The organism is Ruegeria sp. AL12 (genome assembly GCF_056540885.1).
On record NZ_JBQFXN010000130.1, the window covers coordinates 1 to 689 of the forward strand.

General features: G+C 58.2%; 2 protein-coding genes. One reads left to right on the forward strand and one right to left on the reverse strand.

What is annotated here, in order from left to right; all coding sequences use genetic code 11:
- Positions 1-323 (reverse strand): redoxin domain-containing protein (locus ACR0C6_RS21800; protein ID WP_480621242.1); only part of this gene is annotated, 323 nt, incomplete at its 3' end.
- Between the two features lie 91 nt (positions 324-414).
- Between ACR0C6_RS21800 and ACR0C6_RS21805 the strand changes: the two genes are divergently transcribed.
- On the forward strand, positions 415-689 hold a 275-nt coding region (locus ACR0C6_RS21805), incomplete at its 3' end, for an isocitrate/isopropylmalate family dehydrogenase (protein WP_480621244.1).

Sequence of the window (689 nt, forward strand, 5' to 3'; positions counted from 1 at the left end):
ATGTTCAGCCCCCAACCCTCCCGTGCCTCAGACAGGGGCAGGCTGTGGCCTACACGCAGGCGGGAAACATTGGCTTTTGCTGCGGTTTCAGCGGCACGTTCGGCGGTATCGGTGGTGATCATGATAACCTCGACACCCAGCGCCGCGAAATCGTCCAGCGCCGCCTCGGCCTCGGTCATCTGCCTGATGCAGATCGGGCAATGCAATCCGCGATATTGAATCACCAGCGTTCCGTTTTCGCCCTTGTTGGTCTCGAGGTCGAAACTGCCATGGGCGACAGTTTCAATTTTCAGCGCAGGAACCAGATTTCCGGGTGTCAGCATGTGTTTTCCTTGTGTTTTGACAGGTCTGTCTCATTGACCCGATGCTGCGCAGACGCTAGGGCCTGTGCAACAAAACGCAAGGAGACCCTTCATGCCCAACCCCTCGCTCCTCATCCTGCCCGGAGACGGAATTGGCCCAGAAGTTATGGCCGAAGTGCGCAGAATCATCGATTGGTTCGGTGCCAATCGTGGTCTTCAATTTGACGTGAGCGAGGACCTGGTGGGTGGTGCCGCCTATGACGCCCACGGCAAGCCTCTGTCCGATGAGACCATGGCAAAGGCGCAAGAGGTTGACGCGGTTCTGCTGGGCGCCGTCGGCGGTCCGAAATACGACGATCTGGATTTCAGCCTGAAACCCGAACGTGG